The organism is Alcaligenes sp. EGD-AK7, assembly GCF_000465875.3.
GTDB lineage: Bacteria > Pseudomonadota > Gammaproteobacteria > Burkholderiales > Burkholderiaceae_B > Alcaligenes > Alcaligenes phenolicus.
In genome coordinates this window covers 49,072-64,234 of sequence record NZ_AVOG02000034.1, presented here as the reverse complement: position 1 = coordinate 64,234, position 15,163 = coordinate 49,072, and the positions used below count along the sequence as shown (strand labels likewise).

Below are 15,163 nucleotides of genomic sequence, written 5' to 3'. Positions count from 1 at the left end.
TCCTGTGGCAGCCATCAGCGGCGAACCTGATAGCCTGCTTTTTCTCTATCCCAGGTGTCGGGACCAATGCCGCGATCACGCAGGGCAAACTTCTGAATCTTGCCATTTTCCGTGGTGGGCAAGACCTGGGCAAACTCAATAAAGCGCGGCACCGCAAAGTAGGGCAGACGGCGCTCGCAATGCTGCAGCAGCTCCTCGCAGCTGACCGTGCAATCCGGACGCAACACAATCATGGCCATGACCTCATCTTCGGCCAGCTCGGACTTGGCGGCATAGACAGCAACCGTATGGACCGCAGGATGGCTGGCCAAAGCCTGCTCGACTTCGTAGGAGGAAATGTTCTCACCACGACGGCGAATCATGTCCTTCAGGCGGTCCACAAAGCGGTAGTAACCATCCGCATCGCGCACGACGCGGTCACCCGTGTGGAACCACAGGTTTTTCCAGGTTTCGACTGTCTTGTCCGGTTGACCGTAGTATCCCAGCGCGAAGGCGTAGGGTTCATCGGCGCGCAATAACAGCTCGCCCACTTCACCGTCTGGCAAGGGATTGTCGTGCTCATCCACGACCAGAGCCTCAAAACCTTCCGACACACGGCCCATATAGCCATTGCGCTGTTCCTGAATGCCACGGCCCATGACATAGTTAGTCTCGGTAGAACCAAAGCCATCCAGCAGATGCATGCGGCAGCGCTCCAGAAACTGGCTATGAAACTGCTCGGGAACACCCGGGCCTAATGCTATGCGCGTCTTGTGCAGCTTCTCTGCCGCCGTCTCAGGTTTGGACAGCAAGATAGGCACCATTGCGCCTAGCAGATAGGTAATCGTGGCGCCGGTTTCATACAGATTGTCAAAGAAACGGCTGGCCGAGAAACGCTTGTCCACCACCATGCAGGCGTCGCTGACCAGAGCCTGGAAAAACGTGTTCAAGGCATTGGTGTGGAACATGGGCAGGCAGGTGTACAGCACATCATCGGGCTTCATGCCCAGCTTGCTGGCAGTGTAAATGCCCCACCAGTAGAACTGGGCGTGCGGGCACTGAACGCCTTTGGAAGGGCCCGAGGTGCCGGAGGTGTACAGAATGGCCAGCGTATCGCCGGGGCCTATATCGGCAGGCTCGCAGTAATCGCCCAAAGCAGGCAGATCGCAGGTGCTCACCGCCAGTGTTTGTGCCGCTTCCTGGCCTTGAATCAACCAGGCTTGCTGGACGGCGGTAGCGCCAAGGTCCACATCGGCCAGCAGCGGCGTCAGATCCGTTTCCACTACCAGCAAACTGGCTTGGCTATTGCACAAGATGTGCTGCAACTGCGCCCCGCGCGAGGCCGTATTGATAGGCACCACAATCGCGCCCAGCCAGCCGCAACCCAGAACCATATCCAGGAATTCGTGGCGGTTGGTGCACAGCAAGGCAACACGGTCGCCACGTTTGATACCGGCACGGCTCAATCGGCTGGCACTGGCAGCGGCCCTGTGCAAGGTTTGCTGGCCGGTGTAGTGAGTGTTGCGGTCTGAAAACAGCGGAGCATCACCCATGCGCTCTGCGCGCAGGCGCAACAGGGCGGGTACCGTGCGTTGCGTGGCAGGTATTGAAAACAGCGGCAATTCAGAAGCAGGAATGGAATGGGCGTGCATGATCTATCTGTCTCCCGGCCAACGCGCGATTAAGGCGGCAAGCCGATATGCATGGGTGAAATTACTAATATCCTGCAAACAGTATACTGCAATATATTATTTTGAAATTCCTGTCCTTCACCGGAAAAACCCGAAGTAGCAGAGCTCACCAGGCAGTGGTATTTCGCGCAAACCAGGGGCGGAGCAAGGACAGAAAAGGGGGCGTTTTGCAGGCCGGAGCAGGATAGCCAGCAAGACGGTTGATCAGGTTTATGGACGACAGTTGATCAGCAACAAACAGGCCAGGCTCACGTGTTTGAGCCAATGTGCTTCACAATGACTTTGAATAAGCCCACAGGGGCAACGGGGATAGAACAATGAAGGTATGGCTTAAATTAGCAACGTGTTGTGCGCTGATGTTGGGTGCACAGGTCCATGCTCAAAACAAGAATGTGACGCTGGTTGTGCCTTACCCACCGGGCGGTGCGGCTGACCAGTTGGCGCGGGTGATTTCTCAGGAAATGGGCACACGCTTTGATCAGAAAGTCATTGTGGAAAACCGCCCGGGTGCGGGTGCCCAGGTTGCCATGAACGTGGTGAAAAACGCCAACCCCAGCTCCTTGGGTACGGTGTTGTTCCTGGCCGATAGCGGTGCTTACTCCTTGAACCGCCACCTGTACCAACGTCTGAATTACGACGTGGCTACCGACCTGATCCCCATGACGCTGGCTGCCAAGGCGCCGGTGTTCCTGCTGGTCAATAAAGACAGCCCCTTCAAGACGGTTCAGGATCTGGTGGCTGCAGGGCAGAAGCAGGAGCTGACATACGGTTCGCCTGGTATGGGTACGGGCACTCATCTTTTGGGCGAGATGCTGCGCAAAGAAACCGGCGCTCGTCTGGTGCACGTGCCTTACAAGGGCGCAGGCCCCGCTTTGATTGATGCCGTCAGCGGCCAGATCGACTTTATCTTTGACGTGCTGACGGGCAGCCGTGGCTTCCTGGAAGATGGGCGCCTGCGCGCGATTGCCGCGGCGACAACCGAGCGCAGCCCTTTGCGTCCAGACGTGCCTACGATTGCCGAAGCCGGTATCCCCAATGTGGCATTTACCATCTGGTGGGGGATTTCGGCCAAAGCCGGTACGCCTGACGAGGACGTAGCCCGCCTGACCGAGCAACTGACGGCTGTCCTGAAAGAGGATGCAGTGGTCAAGAAATTCGTGGACTTCGGCATTCAGATCGAGCCTTCCACTCCCAAAGAGTTTGCTGATCTGATCGAGCACGATGCTCAGGCCATGGGACCAACCATCAAGGCCCTGGAAATCACGCTGGACTAAAAGACGTGATGGCTTGAAGAAAAAAGGCGCTACGGCGCCTTTTTTTGTTGTGCGTGGGCTGTTCCGGAACCAAGAGGGGACGCTGTCTTCAGCACACAAGGCAATTGCTTGGGCTGATGGGCTAAACCTTGTATATGGGTTATAGCCGGGGCTTTATATTGCCGGTGATTGAGCAGGAAGCATCGACGGCGGCAATCACCGCCTGCCTTGCAGCTTCCTGCTTATGCTGAATCATTAAGCCAGCAGCTCCGCCTGCTTGAGGCAGTAAGCCGAGCAGCAGATGACCAGATTTTCCATGATCAGATGGGCCGCCTGCTCTTCCTGACGCTCGCTGAAAGCCTGACAAATCCCCTTGGCCCGCTGCATGGTTTCCAGACGGAATTGAGGGTCTTGCAAGCAGGCAATCCGGGCCTGATCGGCCTGGTCATGCAGACGCGCCATCGTATCGACCAACTGCTTGTTGGGCACCATGCTGATCCAGGCGCTGCGGAACGCCCAGTTGGCCTGAATATTGTCGATGGGATCGCCTTGCTGATGGGTAGCTTCAATACGGCTCAAGGCCTGTTCCATGGCCTGCATGCCCACTCTGCTTTGATTGACGCAAGCCAGCTTGGCGGCAGGCGGTTCCAGCAAGAGGCGCACCGAGAAAATATCTTCAATATCCTGGGCGGTGTAGACCCGCAATACAAAACCGCGCGATGTTCCTTCCAGCACCCCTTCGTTTTTCAGTTGCAGCAAGGCTTCGCGCACCGGCATGCGCGAGACATTCAAGCTGGCGGCAATTTCGTTATCCACCAGCCGCACATCAAAACCGATTTTGCCCAAGGCAATGTCCTGGCGCAGCATGCCGTAGACTTGTTCACGGATATTGGGTTCGCGTTTTTTATAAGGATTGGCAGCCATAAGCTCGCCCGGCGCCTGGCGCACGGCAAAAGACTCAAAGGGCTATAGGATACCAAGTAAGCACCGGGGACTGACGCGTTTTATGTCAGGCCAAGTTGCAGGATAATAAGTTGTTTTCAGACCAGCACGCAGCAGGAGGGCCAGTCGATGCGGTGGCGGCATGTAGAAATTTTTGATGCGATTTGCCGTGGCGGCTCGTTGACGCAGGCCGCGCAACTGTTGCATATCTCTCAGCCTGCGGCCAGCAAAATGTTGGCGACTGCAGAAATGCAGCTGGGCTTTCGATTGTTCGACCGTGTGCGCGGTCGCCTGATCCCTACGCGTGAGGCCAGCATTCTGGCTCCCTACGTTGCGCGTCTGCATCAGAATCTGGATGACGTCAGCCGCTTGGCGCGTAATCTGCGCTCCCACCATGAAGGCTTGTGGCGTATTGGCAGCAGCCCGGCTTTTGGTTTGGAGCTATTGCCGGTGGCCTTGAGCCGTTGTCGTCGGGCTCACCCGGCCATGAGTTTCGAGCTGCGCACACACCACAGCGGGGAGCTCTTGCAAGCTCTGGAGACGCGCGACCTGGATATGGTGATGAGCTTTGATCAGGGCGAGTCTTCCGGTGTGCAACAGCAGGTGCTGGCCCATACCGAACTGGTGCACGTTACCTTGCCGGGCGTTGCACCCTTACGCCATTGGGAGGAGATGGCCGAGCGTGCTTTCATCGTTTTGGACGCTGACGATCCCGTTGGCGCGATGGTGGAAGATCTGCTGCAAAGCTATGTCCCCGATGTTGCCCCCTTCATGCGTGTGCAGACCCATTACGTGGCTTGTGGCCTGGTTTTACAACAGGTGGGCGAGGCCCTGGTGGATCTGGTTACGGCCCGAGCCATGCAAGGCCGAGGCCTTGCCATACACCGCCTGCCCGAGCCTTTGCTAATTCCAGTCAGCATTTTGACGGCTCACGACGATGCCGGTTCTGGCTCGCGTGAACGTGTGTTGGACCACATCCGGCAGGCTCTGCTGGAATGCCGTTTTCCGGATTGAGTAGAACGCTGATTCCATAACCCAGGGTTATGGAGTGCGCCAACTATTCATTGGCGCTCTGCAGCGACCCCCAAGACAATAGAGGCCAGTTATTGGGGGTATTTCCATGCATGTATGTATTATCGGCGCCGGTGTCATTGGGATGAGCACTGCGTTCATGTTGCGCCAGAAAGGGGTGAAGGTCACGGTACTGGAAGCCGGTTCGCAAGTAGCCGGACAGACCAGCTTTGCCAACGGCGGACAACTGAGCTACAGCTATGTGGCCCCCCTGGCCGATCCCGGTGTGTTCAAGGATTTGCCACGCTGGTTATTGAATAAAGACTCGCCCCTGCGCTTCAAGCCTGCGTTGAGCCCGCAGCAGTGGCGTTGGCTGCTGCATTTTCTGAAAGCTTGCCGAGGCGATGTGGTGCGCCGTACCACCGCGCAGATGTTGACCTTGTCCTATCTGAGCCGCGATATCCTGCACGACTGGCAAGAGCGCTTCAATCTGGAGTTTGCCCATCAAAACAATGGCAAATTGATTGTGTTCCGCAGCCCTGGCCCGTTCCAGCATGCGCGTGAACAGGCGCAATTGCAGGCGGATATGGGATCGTCACAACAAGTGCTGGAAGCGGCCCAAGTGCTGGAGCTGGAACCTTCTTTGCAGGCGTTGGGCTTGCGCTTGCAGGGTGCGATTTACACGCCTAGCGAAGAAGCGGGCGACGCTTATCTGTTTTCCGTGGCCTTGCACGAGCGCATGCAAAACGACAGCGACTACCAGTTGAAGCTGAACACGCCGGTGCAGCGCTTCGTGATGGAAGGGCGCGATATTCGTGCGGTGCAAACCGCTGAAGGCGAGATTCAGGCGGATCAGTTTGTTGTTGCCAGCGGGATGGGTACGGTGCCTTTACTGCGTCAGCTGGGTGGCCGTCCTCTGATCTACCCGCTGAAGGGCTATAGTTTGAGTCTCCCCTTGGAAGGCTTGAATCAGGCCGTGCCGGCTATCAGTGTGACCGACTACGAACAGCGCATTGTGTATGCCCGTTTGGGTGAAGTGCTGCGTATGGCCGCGATGGTAGACATTGGTTTTGATGGCCTGGATATTCCCGCTGCCCGTATGGCAACTTTGAAGCAACAGGTGAAGGATCTGTTCCCTGGCCTGCCGCTGGAGCAGGCGCAGACCTGGGCCGGTTTGCGTCCTGCTACGCCTTCGGGCAAGCCCGTTGTGGGGGCCAGCAAGCTGGCCGGTCGCTTGTGGGTGAATGCAGGCCACGGCGCATTGGGCTTCACCTTGGCTTGCGGCAGCGCGGCGATTCTGGCGGCTCACTTGACAGGCGAGGCTTCGCCTATTGATGATGCTCCATTTCGTCCTTAGATCTTGAAGCGGATGATGGGTACGTGGCAATCAATTGTCCGTGGCCGGTCGTGGGTTTACGGTAGCAGGGCGTGGTATTGAACGTTTGGCGCTGGGTAATTGGCCGTTAGTAATCAGTAGCGATGATTGCGCACCAGTAGATGGAGATGGGCAAGTTTTCCCTTGGAAGCTTGCCCATTTTTTTGACGTATTTGTTTTTAGACGGTTGCCCGCAAAACCGGCGTCGCTTTGAAGCCCGCCGTCAGCAACAGGGATAGCCCATAAATAGCTACCGCCAGCACCGGAATCGACCACAGCGCATTGAAATCCAGTGCCGTGAACAGGTAGCGGTACATCAGGTCGATCAGCCAGGGGTGGATCAAATACACCCCCAAGGTCAGCTCCGCCAGATGGGCACTGATACGCGAGTTGATCAAGGGCTGATCCCAGTCACGCAGCAGCAGAATCAGTGCGATGGACATGGGGATGACGGTGATGCTCAGGTAATCATAAAAGTACGCACCCGTTTGTCTATCGTGCGTGATAGCCAGTGCATAAAAGCCCCAGGCCGTTGCCATGATACTGCCCAGCAGCACCGTGATAGTCAGCCAGCGGGGCACATTCGCCGGCACTTTGCGCAGCAGGTAACCGAGCAGGAAATAGGGCAGATAGGACAGGAACCAGGTAAAGAAGGGCGCAGAGTGGGTGTTCAAGTCCGGATTGCTGAGGGTGCTAAGGGCGGACAGCACAAAGGCCGCTCCGGTCAGCGCAGCCAGCTGCTTCAAGTTGGTGTTCTGAACCATGCGACGCAAAAAGGGCGTGAACAGGTACAGGAACACAATCATGTACAGAAACCAGAGATGGAAATAAGGCCGACCCTGTAGCAGCCGCTCCAGATAGGGATAGGGGTCCGCGTCCGGCGTCCACCAATGCTGCTTGAAGGCCGTCCAGCCCAAGTAGAAAGCGGTCCAGAACAGCAGCGGAAGCAAGACTCGCGATGCTCGCTTCCGATAGAACAGCTTCATGCCTTCCTGGGGACGAGGCTCGAGCAAGAGTGCGCCGCTGACCATGACGAATACCGGCACACACCAGCGGGTGGCGGCATCGTAAAGGTTGCCACTCCACCAGTTGGCGGTGCCCAACTCGGCGTTCAGGACGGCATAGGCGGCGATATGCAGGCAGACGACAGAGAAAATCGCCACGATCCGTGCATTGCTGATCCAGTTCATGACAAGACAGAAAAATCAGAGACCTCCCCATCCTAACGAGCAGACGTTTCTGATTTGTCCCCCAAATACGGGATTTAGCGTCCAGTTTTATCTGGATGTGACTGTATGGCTGAAGGTGGTATGTGAATGCGGATTGGATGAAATCATCCCGCTCCCTTTCGAGAGAGACTGTAAAAGGGTGTATAAATTACCAGCGTTATACGGTTAAATAGCAGGCTTAGCCAGACAGACCCGCCAGGGCATTCCTGAGCGGGCGGTGCTGGGCAGGAGTACGGTGGATGGAGCTGGATTTGAGGGGCTTGGATGTGCTGATTGCCCTGGTCACCTTGGCGCTGGGTTTGCTGATCGGGCTGTGGCTGAGGGCGCGCATGAGTGCGCCTGTCGAGCAGGCCTTGGCGGATCGCTGCGCACGTCTGGAACAAGACTTGGCCCATGCACAGGAGCAGACTCAGGATGCGCAGGATAGGGCAGTGGAGCTGGACAAAGAGCTGATACGCCGCGATGCCCAGTTGCAGGCTCAGGAGATGCGCAATCAGGCCATACAAGAGGACCTGGAGCATAGCCGCGAGCAGATGCGTTTGCAGTTCGAGTCTTTGGCCCAGCAGATTCTGGAGGCTAAAGGACAGACCCTGCGTCAGGATAGTCAGCGCACTTTGGATGAAATGCTGCGACCATTCCGGGAGCAATTGGCAGGATTCCAGCTGCGTGTGAATCAAGTGCACGATGAATCCGTCAAAGGCCAGACTGCCTTGAGTCTGGAGCTGCAGCGCATGCAGGAAATGGGTCTGCGCATGAGTGCCGAGGCTCACTCCCTGGCGGTGGCGCTGAAGGGCGACAAAAAGACTACTGGCAACTGGGGTGAAACTCAGCTGGAAAAAACGCTGGAAGTGGCCGGTTTGGTACGAGGTGTCCACTTTGACACACAATGGCAGGCCCGCGACGAGCAAGGCCGCTTGCGATACCCTGACTTCGTGGTGCACCTGCCTCAGGACAAGCATCTGGTGCTCGATTGCAAAGTATCCCTGGTGGATTACGACCGCGCTATTCGCGCTGAGACTGACGAGGAACGTCAACAAAGCCTGCAAGCGCATGTGCAAGCGCTACGCAATCATATTGATGATCTGGCCTCCAAGGATTACAGCGCCTTGGCAGGCTTGAACAGCCCCGGCTTCGTGTTCATGTACGTGCCCATTGAAGCGGCCTATATGCAGGCTTTGCAGCAGCATCATGGCCTGTTTGACTACGGCCTGGGCAAGAACGTCCTGATGGTCTCGCACACAACCTTGCTGCCTATTTTGCGTACCGTAGCCAATATCTGGATGATGGTGCGCAGCAACGAGCAAGCCCATGAATTAAGTCAGCGCGCAGGTGATATCTACAACCAGGTATCCATCCTGGCCGAGCGCCTGAAAAAGCTGGGCGAAACCTTGGGGCAGGCGGGCAAACACTACAACAGCACGGTGACTGCACTGGCCGGCCAGCAAGGCTTGTACGGCAAAGTCAGCCGCTTTGCCGAGCTCTCGGCCAGGGCTAAACGCACTCAACCTGGCATTGAGCCCTTGCATACGGATATAGAGCACGAGCGTCTGGATTGGGTCTTGCCGGAGGATGAGGTGCCTGGCCAAAACAAGGAAGCTGATGCCTGATGGTGTTTAGATCAGTGTTTGGGGGCGAATCAAGCTTTCGGCTGGGATACCAAGGGTGGTGTGCAAGCGCCAGATCATTGGCAGTGTCAGGCCACGTTTGCGATTCAGGACCTCGTAGACGCGATTGCGCTTACCGATCATCGGCTCCAAGTCTTTGGCCGTCAAACCACCTTGTTCCATACGGAATTTGATGGCCTCTACAGGGTCTGGCAAATCAATCGGATAGTGTTTGGCTTCATAGGCCAATACCAGTGTGGTTAGCACATCCAGACGATCGCCATCAGGCGTGCCCAGATCTGGGTCAGACTCCATAAGCCGAGAGATTTCTTTCAGAGCCGACTTGTAATCGGCCTCGGTGTGTACGGGGCGGATTTCCATGTTTACTCCATTTCAATAGTTTCGGCGTCGACCTTGTCGTACTCCTCGTGAGTGCCGACAAATTTTATGTAGACGATGCCTAGTTTGAATGCCACTGCAACAATCAGGCGGTAGTTGTTGCCTTTGATGTTGAAGACGACACGCCGATTCTTCAAGATACTGGCACTACGATAGTGAGCCTTGATATCGGTGGGTTGAGTCCATTGCGCCTTAGTCGCTTCATCGACCCATGCTTTGATGGGCTGCTCTGCATCGGGGTGTTTCTCCCAGAATTGGCGAAGGGTGCTGACGGCTATAACTCGCATGATCTGATATTAGTCCCATTTTGGGACTAATGCAAGATTGTTGGAAGGGTGATGCAGGAGCTTACTGCGGCTCCACCGGTCCGCAGTCTTGCTGAATCACTTCCAGCCACTGCTCCACCAATTGCGGTGCACTGAACAGATAGCCTTGCAGCGCATGGCAGCCGCGACGCAGCAGGAATTCTTTTTGCTGCTCGTTCTCCACGCCCTCGGCCACGACATGCAGGCCTAGCTGTCTTGCCATTGCCAGCACCGTGCGCACAATGGCGTTGGCTTCCTGTTCCATGGGTACGCCCAGGATCAGGCTGCGGTCCATTTTCAGCTCATACAGAGGCAGGCGGCGGATTGCGGCCAGGTTGGAATAGCCAGTGCCAAAGTCGTCCATGGAAAAGCGGATACCCAGGTCTTTCAGCTCGCGCATCATGGAGTTGGCGGAGGAAAAGTCTTCCATCAGCACGCCCTCGGTGATTTCAAAGATCAGGCGATGGGCCGGTGCGCCGCTGGTTTCCAGGATCTGGCGTGTACGGCGGGCAAAGTCAGGGCGGCGGAATTGAATCGGGCTGACGTTGATGGAAATGGGGAAGCTGCATTCCTGGGTCTGCAGCAGCAGATCACAGACGGATGCCATGATCCAGTCGCCCAAGGGGGTGATCAAGTCCGTGCTTTCGGCCAGCGGAATGAACAGGTTGGGTGTCAGCATGCCGCGTGTCGGGTGCAGCCAGCGCAGCAGCACTTCGGCCCCGCTGATGCGGTTTTGCTTGTCGTACTGGGATTGGACAAACAGGCGCAACTGATCCGAACCAATAGCAAATCGCAGGTCGTGCTGCAGGCTCAGGTGTTCTTCAAGCGCCTCTTGCATGCCAGGTTCGTACAAGGTGATCTGGTTGCGGCCATTCTCCTTGGAGCGATACATGGCGGTGTCGGCCTGACGCATCAAGTCTTCAGAGGTCAGCGTACTGTCGGTAATCAGCGCCAGGCCGATACTGCTGCTACTCAGGTAGGAGTGGCCTTCGATGCTGTAGGGCTCTTCCAGACGGGTGCGTACCAGTTCAGCAAATTCCAGTGCTTCTTTGTAGCAGTCGCGCACAGTGCCGGGATGCAGGATTTTCAGGATGACGAATTCGTCTCCGCCCAGGCGGGCCACGATGTCCTGGGGATCAATCATCAAGGACAAGCGGCGCGCGACTTTGCGCAGCAAGGCATCGCCAATCGCGTGCCCTCGTGCATCGTTAATGTGCTTGAAGCGGTCCAGATCCAGGAAGTACAGCGCACCGGGTCGTTTGTACGGCTCTATGGTCTGCAGGTGACGTTCCAGACGCTGCAGCAGCAGGCGGCGGTTGGGCAGCTCGGTGAGCGGGTCATAGAAAGCCAGCCGGTAGTTCTCTGACTGCGTGGCTTTCAGGGCCGAGATATTCGTGGAGATACAGTACAGACTGGTCTGCCGGGTCTCGGGGTCTTTGACCGGCATTTTGATGGAAAAGAACGTGGCGCGTATATCGCCTTTCCGGTCGCGTACCACTTCTTCCACGGCCAGGCGTTCACCGCTGTACAGCACCTGCTCGTCGTTATGGCGGAACTCGTTAATAGTTTGTTTGTTGGCGTACAAATCCTGGTCGGTTTTGCCCACAATGCTGACGGTCGTGTAGTTCAGGTCTTCGCACAGCTTGCGGTTGGCGTACTGATAACGAAACTGATCGTCCTTGATGTAGACGTACGCATCAATCGCATCCAGTACCGTATGCAGATGGTGCTCGGTACGGACCAGTTTCTTGCGTTGACGACGCAGGCCAATGCGCATCAGGGTGACGGTCAGCAGGGCAATGGTCAGCAAGACACCCAGTGTCAGCAAGGCGGGGATAATCCAGGGCTTGGTCGGTTTCTCGATCAGGCGCAGGCCCCATTGGTTCAGTGTTTCTGTGTAAAACGGGTCGTTATTGTCTTGCCATTGCTTGATGTGAGTATCAATGGCGGCCAGCAGGTCCAGGTGGCGGTCCTTGGCCGTGACAAAGTAGGTATTGGTTGGCTCCAGCCGGATGGGGGCGGTTTTCAGGCCATGCTCGCCCGCATGGCGCACTCCAAATAAATGGCCGACTACGGCGGCGTCGGCCTGTTTGCTTTGGACCAGTTTCAGGGCATTGTATTGGGAGTCAGTAATAACCAGCCTGGAACCCAACTCCAGTTTCTGCAAAATATTGTAGAGCTGGGTTAGTTGCAGGGTGCCGCTCATGACAGCAATGCGCTTGCCATTCAAGTCGTTCAGTGCACCGATATGGGTGGTTTTACCTGTGAAGATCTGGGACCAGTCCTCGAGCACGGCGCGACTGTGAAAGCTGTACAGGGCGGCGCGCTCAGGGGAATAAGCCAGGCCGGGCACAATGTCCAGCAAGTCATTTTGCAGGGCATTCAAGCATTGCTGCCAGTCGCATTGCACGGCTTCCAGAGTCCAGCCTTCACGCTTGGCAATCTCCAGCAGGAGTTCGCCCATGATGCCGCCGGGCCTGGCTTGGCTGTCCAGCAGCAGTTTGGGTGGGTTTTCGTAAATACCCACGCGCACAATATGCTGCTGGGAATGCGGTGCAGCATGGGCGGCGGGGGCGACGAAACCCAGAGTGGCCAGCATGCCTAGCACGTACATTGCCCTGCGCAGCGATAGAGTAAAAAGGCGGGGCAAATTCATAGGGTAGAGGCTGCACAAAGCAGGTAATCGGGGGCGGGTGCGGTCATGCAACAATGATGCGACTAATTTAACTGAATATTGAGATGCGGGGCGGATGCTGCCACATTTCGGGCACAAATAGCAGGGAGCAGGCTAATGGCGGATTGTGAAACGGTAGAAGTGTGTGTTAAAGGCCGGGTGCAGGGGGTGGGGTTTCGGGCAAGTGCGCTGCGCCATGCTCATCTATACGGCGTCAAAGGTTGGGTCAGTAACGCGGCCAATGGGTCGGTTGAATTGGTGTTGCAGGGCAGTACGGATGCGATTGACCAGATGGTTAGCTGGCTGCATATTGGCCCTGAACAGGCCCAGGTCGAGCAGGTAGATATCCAGCGTTCTTACACAGACAAACGCTACGATTTTTTTGATATACGTTAGCGCGGCAGCGTTGACGGCAGAAGCTGGTGGGGCGCATTTCACCGACAAACAAGTGATTACGTGTCGGATAGTTTGCGGGCAAACCCTAGGAAAACACTTGTTTTTTTTTAGTCGGTTCAGATTACCATTCGTTTTATTTCCAGCAGAACGTCGATGGAAGCCGAATGGAACCTTTGCTGCGACTGCAACGCATTTTGCCAGAACTGACGCCTGAGTTGCTTCGGGCTGCCCAGTGGGTTGAACGCCATCCTGTTGAGGTCAGCCTTTGGTCCATGCGCAGGCAAGCTCAGGCCTTGTCAGTGGCTCCCGCCACGATGCTGCGTTTGGCACGGGCTGCCGGTTATGACAGCTATGACCGTTTCCGGGCGCCGTTTCAACAAGCCTTGCATCGCAATGACGACACCATGGCTTCGCGGGCTCAATCCTTGCAAGGTAGTCGCGCTGCAGAACAGCAGACCCAGGCCTTGGGCCAGCAGCAGGAGGCAGCCGTGGAATCTGTCCTTCGGCTTAACCCGGCGGGCAGTCTGGATGCGTGTGCCAAATCCATTCTGGCGGCACCCAAGGTTGGCTTTCTAGGGGCGGGCGCCAGCTTTGCCTGCGCCTTCCAGATGCATTACGCCTATCAACTGATGTGTGGCAACGGGGTGCTGCTTAACCGAGCCGCAGATGTATTGGTGGAGCTGGAAACTGGCCTGGAAAGTGGTGGTGTGCTGCTTGTGATCAGCCAGGCCCCGTATGTGAAGGCCGTCGTGAACAGCGTTCGCTCTGCGGTGGAGCGTGGCACGACCGTGGTGGCCCTGACCGATAGCGTCTTGTCACCCATTGCACAAGGTGCCAAGCATGTATTGCTGTTTGATCCTCATACGGGCAAGCAGCCCATGGCCAGCTTTTTTCATTCCTTGGTAGGGCCTGTGACCGTAGCCGAACATCTGCTGGCTCGTATCGCTGCACAGGGCGGCAAGACAGTAGTAGAGCGTCTTGCGCAGCTGGAGTCCTCATTTCGCCGTCAGGAGATTTATTGGCAGGAGGGTGATGTTGCTGTCACTAATCCGCCTTGAGCACCACGATAGAAAGTAAACCGGGCATTCCGGCAATTCAAATGGGGTCCACCCCAAGGGAGACAAAAGATGAAGCACACTGCAAAGAAAACAGGTAAGAAACTGGTGTTGGCATCAAGCACAGCCGCCGCTTTATGTGCCATGTTATTGAGTCCTTTGCCGGCCAGTGCCCAGCAAAAATTTGTCAGCATCGGAACGGGTGGGGTGACAGGGGTGTATTACGCGGCCGGTGGAGCTATTTGCCGGTTGGTGAATAAAGACCGTGGGACCGATGGCGTGCGATGCTCTGTCGAGTCTACCGGCGGTTCGGTGTTTAACGTCAATACCATCAAGGCGGGCGAACTGGATCTGGGGGTGGTGCAATCCGACGTGGGATACAACGCCTATAACGGCGAAGGGCAGTTCAAGGACGGCGGTGCCTACACCAAGCTGCGCTCGGTGTTTTCCATCCATCCCGAACCCTTTACGGTGTTGTCGCGCAAAGAAGCCAATATCAGTACCTTTGACGACTTCAAGGGCAAACGGTTTAACGTAGGCAATCCGGGTTCGGGCACACGAGCATCGATGGATCAGTTGCTGCAGGCAATGGGCCTGGATAACAGCTTTTTCTCGCTGGCCTCCGAGCTGCGCCCGGACGAACATGGTCCAGCCCTGTGTGATGGCAAGATTGATGGGTTCATCTATGGAGTCGGGCACCCTTCGGCCAATATTCAGGACCCGACCACATCTTGTGGCGCCAAGCTGGTTCCTCTGACGGGGCCTGCTGTAGAAAAACTGGTCGAAACCTATCCTTACTATGCCAAGGCCGTCATTCCGGGTGGTCTGTATCCTAACAACCCAGACGATGTCCAAACTTACGGTGTTTTAGCGACCTTTGTGACGTCAGAGGATGTCCCTGAAGAGTCCGTTTATAACGTCGTCAAAGCCGTGTTCGACAACTTTGATGATTTCAAGCGTTTGCATCCTGCATTGGCAAACCTGAAAAAAGAAGACATGGTCAAGAACGGCCTGTCTGCTCCTTTGCACAAAGGGGCTGAAAAGTACTTCAAGGAAAAAGGGCTGCTGTAAGGCGGCCTGATATTGACCAGGCTGGCTACGCTGGCCTGGTCGCAAGTGCCACCGCACCGGCTGTGGTCTTGCTTCTGGTTTGGAGTTCCTGGGCTGCCTGGCCCAGGTGATCGGTGCCTGGTCGTTTGACCCGGCTGCATCGGCGCTTCAAACCAGGCTTTCCTGGAGACATATGCAAA

13 protein-coding genes are annotated in these 15,163 nt (G+C 56.3%); 7 read left to right on the top strand and 6 right to left on the bottom strand.

What is annotated here, in order from left to right:
• Positions 1 to 14: 14 nt before the first annotated feature.
• The gene (locus N879_RS13300) at positions 15 to 1,631 is read right to left on the bottom strand and encodes an ATP-dependent acyl-CoA ligase (protein ID WP_021447105.1); all 1,617 of its coding nucleotides are present in this window, start codon (positions 1,629 to 1,631) and stop codon (positions 15 to 17) included.
• A 356-nt stretch (positions 1,632 to 1,987) separates the two neighbouring features.
• On the opposite strand from N879_RS13300, the gene N879_RS13295 reads away from it, so the two are divergent.
• Positions 1,988 to 2,944 carry a Bug family tripartite tricarboxylate transporter substrate binding protein gene (locus N879_RS13295; RefSeq protein ID WP_031232798.1) on the top strand — a complete coding sequence of 319 codons (957 nt, stop codon included), beginning with the start codon at positions 1,988 to 1,990 and terminating at the stop codon, positions 2,942 to 2,944.
• 234 nt (positions 2,945 to 3,178) lie between these two features.
• On the opposite strand, the gene N879_RS13290 is transcribed toward N879_RS13295, so the two are convergent.
• Complete coding sequence (locus N879_RS13290) at positions 3,179 to 3,847, bottom strand: GntR family transcriptional regulator (protein ID WP_009460173.1); 669 nt, start codon at positions 3,845 to 3,847, stop codon at positions 3,179 to 3,181.
• A 147-nt stretch (positions 3,848 to 3,994) separates the two neighbouring features.
• Here N879_RS13290 and N879_RS13285 point away from each other — a divergent pair, with 147 nt between their 5' ends.
• Both N879_RS13285 and N879_RS13280 read left to right on the top strand, forming a co-directional pair.
• Complete coding sequence (locus N879_RS13285) at positions 3,995 to 4,879, top strand: LysR family transcriptional regulator (RefSeq protein WP_009460171.1); 885 nt, start codon at positions 3,995 to 3,997, stop codon at positions 4,877 to 4,879.
• Positions 4,880 to 4,985: 106 nt separating this feature from the next.
• Positions 4,986 to 6,233: a D-amino acid dehydrogenase gene (locus N879_RS13280; RefSeq protein WP_009460169.1), complete on the top strand. Its 1,248-nt coding sequence runs from the start codon at positions 4,986 to 4,988 to the stop codon at positions 6,231 to 6,233.
• Positions 6,234 to 6,430: 197 nt separating this feature from the next.
• Here N879_RS13280 and N879_RS13275 read toward each other — a convergent pair whose 3' ends face one another.
• On the bottom strand, positions 6,431 to 7,441 hold the full coding sequence (locus N879_RS13275; protein ID WP_021447103.1) for an acyltransferase: 1,011 nt from the start codon (positions 7,439 to 7,441) through the stop codon (positions 6,431 to 6,433).
• Positions 7,442 to 7,719: 278 nt separating this feature from the next.
• Between N879_RS13275 and rmuC the strand changes: the two genes are divergently transcribed.
• A complete protein-coding gene (gene rmuC / locus N879_RS13270; RefSeq protein WP_021447102.1) occupies positions 7,720 to 9,087 on the top strand; it encodes a DNA recombination protein RmuC in 1,368 nt (455 codons plus the stop codon).
• Positions 9,088 to 9,093: 6 nt separating this feature from the next.
• Here the strand turns inward: rmuC and N879_RS13265 are convergent, their stop codons facing one another.
• From N879_RS13265 to N879_RS13255, 3 genes are all read right to left on the bottom strand, one after another.
• Entirely contained in the window at positions 9,094 to 9,465 is a 372-nt protein-coding gene (locus N879_RS13265; RefSeq protein ID WP_021447101.1) for a helix-turn-helix domain-containing protein, read from the bottom strand.
• A 2-nt stretch (positions 9,466 to 9,467) separates the two neighbouring features.
• Positions 9,468 to 9,770, bottom strand: coding sequence for a type II toxin-antitoxin system HigB family toxin (locus tag N879_RS13260; protein WP_009460162.1), 303 nt, complete (start codon positions 9,768 to 9,770; stop codon positions 9,468 to 9,470).
• Positions 9,771 to 9,831: 61 nt separating this feature from the next.
• Positions 9,832 to 12,387 carry an EAL domain-containing protein gene (locus N879_RS13255; RefSeq protein WP_235484308.1) on the bottom strand — a complete coding sequence of 852 codons (2,556 nt, stop codon included), beginning with the start codon at positions 12,385 to 12,387 and terminating at the stop codon, positions 9,832 to 9,834.
• A 192-nt stretch (positions 12,388 to 12,579) separates the two neighbouring features.
• Between N879_RS13255 and N879_RS13250 the strand changes: the two genes are divergently transcribed.
• The 3 genes from N879_RS13250 (at position 12,580) to N879_RS13240 (ending at position 14,984) form a co-directional block, all read left to right on the top strand.
• Positions 12,580 to 12,858 carry an acylphosphatase gene (locus tag N879_RS13250; protein ID WP_009460160.1) on the top strand — a complete coding sequence of 93 codons (279 nt, stop codon included), beginning with the start codon at positions 12,580 to 12,582 and terminating at the stop codon, positions 12,856 to 12,858.
• A 164-nt stretch (positions 12,859 to 13,022) separates the two neighbouring features.
• Positions 13,023 to 13,916 (top strand): MurR/RpiR family transcriptional regulator, encoded by an 894-nt coding sequence (locus N879_RS13245; RefSeq protein ID WP_009460159.1) that lies wholly within the window; start codon positions 13,023 to 13,025, stop codon positions 13,914 to 13,916.
• A gap of 69 nt (positions 13,917 to 13,985) precedes the next feature.
• On the top strand, positions 13,986 to 14,984 hold the full coding sequence (locus tag N879_RS13240) for a TAXI family TRAP transporter solute-binding subunit (protein ID WP_009460158.1): 999 nt from the start codon (positions 13,986 to 13,988) through the stop codon (positions 14,982 to 14,984).
• The last annotated feature ends 179 nt before the right edge of the window (positions 14,985 to 15,163 follow it).

Excerpts from the sequence above, each read along its gene's own strand:
- N879_RS13300 (WP_021447105.1), bottom strand. The coding sequence starts at position 1,631 with ATGCACGCCCATTCCATTCCTGCTTCTGAATTGCCGCTGTTTTCAATA.
- N879_RS13295 (WP_031232798.1), top strand. The coding sequence starts at position 1,988 with ATGAAGGTATGGCTTAAATTAGCAACGTGTTGTGCGCTGATGTTGGGT.
- N879_RS13290 (WP_009460173.1), bottom strand. The coding sequence starts at position 3,847 with ATGGCTGCCAATCCTTATAAAAAACGCGAACCCAATATCCGTGAACAA.
- N879_RS13285 (WP_009460171.1), top strand. The coding sequence starts at position 3,995 with ATGCGGTGGCGGCATGTAGAAATTTTTGATGCGATTTGCCGTGGCGGC.
- N879_RS13280 (WP_009460169.1), top strand. The coding sequence starts at position 4,986 with ATGCATGTATGTATTATCGGCGCCGGTGTCATTGGGATGAGCACTGCG.
- N879_RS13275 (WP_021447103.1), bottom strand. The coding sequence starts at position 7,441 with ATGAACTGGATCAGCAATGCACGGATCGTGGCGATTTTCTCTGTCGTC.
- rmuC (WP_021447102.1), top strand. The coding sequence starts at position 7,720 with ATGGAGCTGGATTTGAGGGGCTTGGATGTGCTGATTGCCCTGGTCACC.
- N879_RS13265 (WP_021447101.1), bottom strand. The coding sequence starts at position 9,465 with ATGGAAATCCGCCCCGTACACACCGAGGCCGATTACAAGTCGGCTCTG.
- N879_RS13260 (WP_009460162.1), bottom strand. The coding sequence starts at position 9,770 with ATGCGAGTTATAGCCGTCAGCACCCTTCGCCAATTCTGGGAGAAACAC.
- N879_RS13255 (WP_235484308.1), bottom strand. The coding sequence starts at position 12,387 with ATGCTGGCCACTCTGGGTTTCGTCGCCCCCGCCGCCCATGCTGCACCG.
- N879_RS13250 (WP_009460160.1), top strand. The coding sequence starts at position 12,580 with ATGGCGGATTGTGAAACGGTAGAAGTGTGTGTTAAAGGCCGGGTGCAG.
- N879_RS13245 (WP_009460159.1), top strand. The coding sequence starts at position 13,023 with ATGGAACCTTTGCTGCGACTGCAACGCATTTTGCCAGAACTGACGCCT.
- N879_RS13240 (WP_009460158.1), top strand. The coding sequence starts at position 13,986 with ATGAAGCACACTGCAAAGAAAACAGGTAAGAAACTGGTGTTGGCATCA.